Here is a 4,400-nt window from a genome sequence, read left to right as displayed (position 1 = left end):
ACGCGGGCCCGCCCGCCGACCTCAACACCCTCGACCCGCGGATCTGGTCGCGCACCGTGACCCGTAACGGTGACGGTGCTGCGGAGGTCGCCGGTCTCGACGTACGCGACCTCGCCGCCGAGTTCGGCACGCCCGCGTACTTCCTGGACGAGGCCGACTTCCGGGCCCGGTGCCGCGCGTGGCGATCGGCCTTCGGGCACGAGGCCGACGTGTTCTACGCCGGCAAGGCGTTTTTGTCCCGCGCCGTGGTGAAGTGGCTGTACGAGGAGGGCATGAACCTCGACGTCTGCTCGGGCACCGAGCTCGCGGTGGCGCTGGACGCGGGGATGCCCGCCGAGCGGATCGCGCTGCACGGCAACAACAAGAGTGCCGAGGAGATCGAGTGGGCGGTGCGCGAGGGCGTCGGCCGGATCGTGCTGGACTCCTTCCAGGAGAGCGTCCGGGTCGCCGCGGAGGCCACCCGGCAGGGCCGCCGGCAGCGGGTGCAGATCCGGGTGACCGTCGGGGTGGAGGCGCACACCCACGAGTTCATCGCCACCGCGCACGAGGACCAGAAGTTCGGCATCGGCCTGGCCGACGGGCAGGCCGCCGAGGCGGTACGCCGGGTGCTCCAGCTCGACAGCCTCGAACTGGTCGGCATCCACAGCCACATCGGCTCGCAGATCTTCGACATGGCCGGGTTCGAGGTGGCCGCCCGCCGGGTGGTGTCGCTGCTGGCCGAGGTCCGCGACGAGCACTGCGTGGAACTGCCGGAGATCGACCTCGGCGGCGGCCTGGGCATCGCCTACACCCCCGAGGACGACCCGCGCGAGCCGCAGGAGATCGCGAAGGCGCTCGGCGAGATCGTCGCCCGCGAGTGCGACGCGGCCCGGCTGACCCCGCCGCGGCTGTCGGTCGAGCCGGGCCGGGCGATCGTCGGCCCGACCGCGTTCACGCTCTACGAGGTGGGCACCATCAAGCCGCTCGACGGCCTGCGTACGTACGTCAGCGTGGACGGCGGCATGTCCGACAACATCCGCACCGCGCTCTACGACGCCGAGTACAGCGTCTCGCTGGTCTCGCGGACGAGCGATGCCGAGCCGATGCTGGCGCGGGTGGTCGGGAAGCACTGCGAGAGCGGGGACATCGTGGTCAAGGACGCGTTCCTGCCGGCCGACCTCGCTCCGGGGGACCTGCTCGCGGTACCCGCGACCGGGGCGTACTGCCGGGCGATGGCCAGCAACTACAACCACGCGCTGCGGCCGCCGGTGGTCGCCGTCGCGGACGGGCAGGCGCGGGTGATCGTCCGCCGCGAGACGCCGGAGGACCTTCTCCGCCTCGACGTCGGGTGAGCATCCCTTCCGGGGCGCCCCTGATCGCCCGGGGCGGTGGGCTCTGCCGGTACGGGGACCACCCGGGGATGGCACCGGCCCCACCAGCGGCGCGGCAAGCGGAAGTTGCGGTGGGGGTGGGGGATGCCGACGCAAACGCGTGGAAGATCGCCGGGTGGGCGGAAGATCTCATGGATCGTCCGGGCAGTCTCGCGATCCGGACAGTGCGCGGCTTCTCCCGTCCCGTGCGTGAGACTGGACTTTTCAACGAGGTCCGGGCGCCCCGCGCCCACCGCGCGAGAGCCTGCTCGCGCAGTCCGGCCGACGGGATCGGCCGGGCGGTTCGACGAGTGAGACACGTTTTGACGAGAGACGAGGTCGGATGATGCGTACGCGTCCGCTGAAGGTGGCGCTCCTGGGGTGCGGTGTGGTCGGCTCCGAGGTCACGCGCATCATCACGACGCAGGCGGACGACCTCGCCGCGCGGATCGGTGCCCCGATCGAGCTGGCCGGGATCGCGGTCCGCCGCCCCAACAAGGTGCGCGACGGCGTTCCCGCCGAGCTGCTCACCACCGACGCCACCGCGCTGGTCAAACGCGGCGACATCGACGTCGTGGTCGAGGTGATCGGCGGTATCGAGCCGGTCCGCACCCTGATCACCACGGCGTTCGAGCACGGCGCCTCGGTGGTGTCGGCGAACAAGGCGCTGCTCGCCGCCGACGGCGCGAGCCTGCACGCCAAGGCCGTCGAGCACGGTGTCGATCTGTACTACGAGGCCGCGGTGGCCGGCGCGATCCCGCTGATCAGGCCGCTGCGCGAGTCGCTGGCCGGCGACCGGGTCAACCGCGTGCTGGGCATCGTCAACGGCACCACCAACTTCATCCTCGACAAGATGGACTCCACCGGCGCCGGCTACAGCGAGGCGTTGGACGAGGCCACCGCGCTCGGCTACGCCGAGGCCGACCCGACCGCCGACGTGGAGGGCTTCGACGCCGCCGCGAAGGCGGCGATCCTGGCCGGTATCGCCTTCCACACCCGCGTCACCATCGACGACGTGCACCGCGAGGGCCTGACCGAGGTGACCGCCGCCGACATCGCCTCCGCGCGCAAGATGGGCTGCACGGTCAAGATGCTCGCGATCTGCGAGCGCAGCGCCGACGGCCGCTCGGTCACCGCCCGGGTACACCCGGCGATGATCCCGCTCAGCCACCCGCTCGCCTCGGTACGCGAGGCGTACAACGCCGTCTTCGTCGAGGCGGAGGCGGCCGGCCGGCTGATGTTCTACGGTCCCGGCGCGGGCGGCGCACCCACCGCCTCCGCCGTCCTCGGCGATCTGGTGACCGCCTGCCGGAACAAACTCGCGGCTACCATCGGAGCAGGCGAGTCCGCGTACACGCGACTGCCGGTCAGCCCGATGGGCGATGTGGTCACCCGTTACCACATCAGCCTCGACGTGGCGGACAAACCGGGCGTCCTGGCTCAGGTCGCGACGGTGTTCGCCGAGCACGACGTGTCGATCGGCACGGTGCGCCAGCAGGGCAGGAACCAAGGCAGCGGCGACGACGCCGCCGTCGAGCAGAGCGGTGGCGGGCAGCGCGAGGGCGGCGAAGCCTCGCTCGTCGTCGTCACCCACCGCGCGACGGACGCCGCCCTCTCGGCGACCGTCGCCAGTCTGCGGGAACTCGACACCGTACGCGGCGTGGCCAGCATCATGCGCGTTGAAGGGGAGTAGCACCGTTATGAACGTCAAGGTCGACCAGCTCCGAATGTCCGGCACCCACCAGTGGCGCGGCATCATCGAGGAGTACCGCGACCGCCTGCCGGTGGGCGTGGACACCCCGGTGGTCTCGTTGCTGGAGGGTGGCACCCCGCTCGTACCGGCCCAGGTGCTCTCCGAGCGCACCGGGTGCGATGTCCTGCTCAAGGTCGAAGGGGCCAACCCCACCGGGTCCTTCAAGGACCGCGGTATGACCATGGCGATCTCCAAGGCGAAGGAGGCCGGCGCCAAGGCGGTCATCTGCGCCTCCACCGGCAACACCTCCGCCTCCGCCGCCGCGTACGCGGTACGGGCCGGGATGGTCTGCGCGGTGCTGGTGCCGCAGGGCAAGATCGCGCTCGGCAAGATGGGCCAGGCGCTGGTGCACGGCAGCCGTATCCTCCAGGTCGACGGCAACTTCGACGACTGCCTCGACCTGGCCCGCGGCCTCAGCGAGAAGTACCCGGTCGCGCTGGTCAACTCGGTGAACCCGGTGCGGATCGAGGGGCAGAAGACCGCCGCGTTCGAGATCGTGGACGCGCTCGGCGACGCGCCCGACATCCATGTCCTCCCGGTGGGCAACGCGGGCAACATCACCGCGTACTGGAAGGGCTACCGCGAATACGCCGCCGACGGCTTCGCCACCCGTACGCCCCGGATGTGGGGCTTCCAGGCGGCCGGCTCGGCCCCGATCGTCAACGGCGCGCCGGTGCGCGAGCCGCAGACCATCGCCACGGCGATCAGGATCGGCAACCCCGCGTCCTGGCAGCTCGCCGAGCAGGCCCGCGACGAGTCGGGCGGCCTCATCGAAGCGGTGACGGACCGTCAGATCCTCGCGGCCTACCGGCTGCTGGCCGGGCGCGAGGGTGTCTTCGTCGAGCCCGCCTCTGCCGCGTCCGTCGCCGGCCTCCTCAAGGCCGCGGACGAGGGCCGCGTCGACCCCGGCCAGCGCATCGTCTGCACGGTCACCGGGAACGGGCTCAAGGACCCCGACTGGGCCGTCGCCGGCGCCCCCCAGCCCATCACGGTCCCCGTCGACGCGGACGCCGCCGCGACCCAACTGGGCCTGGCCTGACGCCTTAACCCCCACCACCGGCCCGCCGTCGCAAAAGACGGCAACCACTCAGGGGCTGTGGGGTGCTGTCGCGGAAGGCGGCAACCACCCATACCCAGGGGCGCGGGGAACTGCGCGACCAGCCATCCACCGGGCCGGTGGTCCGGGTGCTCGCCGCGGGGGCTGGGCCGGCGGGCCCGGCGGCGCCCACGGCAACTCGCTGGGCCGCCGGGCCTGGCGCCCCCACGTACCGCCCCCCGCGACAACACCCCTCAAATAC

At 72.0% G+C, this 4,400-nt stretch carries 3 protein-coding genes; all 3 read left to right on the top strand.

What is annotated here, in order from left to right; all coding sequences use genetic code 11:
• Nucleotides 1-1,331: diaminopimelate decarboxylase (lysA, locus tag AC13HU_RS33005; RefSeq protein WP_483045662.1), on the top strand; the 1,331-nt coding region annotated here is incomplete at its 5' end.
• A gap of 361 nt (nucleotides 1,332-1,692) precedes the next feature.
• Nucleotides 1,693-3,042: a homoserine dehydrogenase gene (locus AC13HU_RS33000; RefSeq protein WP_483045661.1), complete on the top strand. Its 1,350-nt coding sequence runs from the start codon at nucleotides 1,693-1,695 to the stop codon at nucleotides 3,040-3,042.
• A 34-nt stretch (nucleotides 3,043-3,076) separates the two neighbouring features.
• A complete protein-coding gene (gene thrC, locus AC13HU_RS32995; RefSeq protein WP_483045663.1) occupies nucleotides 3,077-4,141 on the top strand; it encodes a threonine synthase in 1,065 nt (354 codons plus the stop codon).
• The last annotated feature ends 259 nt before the right edge of the window (nucleotides 4,142-4,400 follow it).

This window comes from Streptomyces sp. NH27 (assembly GCF_056859195.1).
This window is presented reverse-complemented; position numbering and strand designations above follow the sequence as displayed.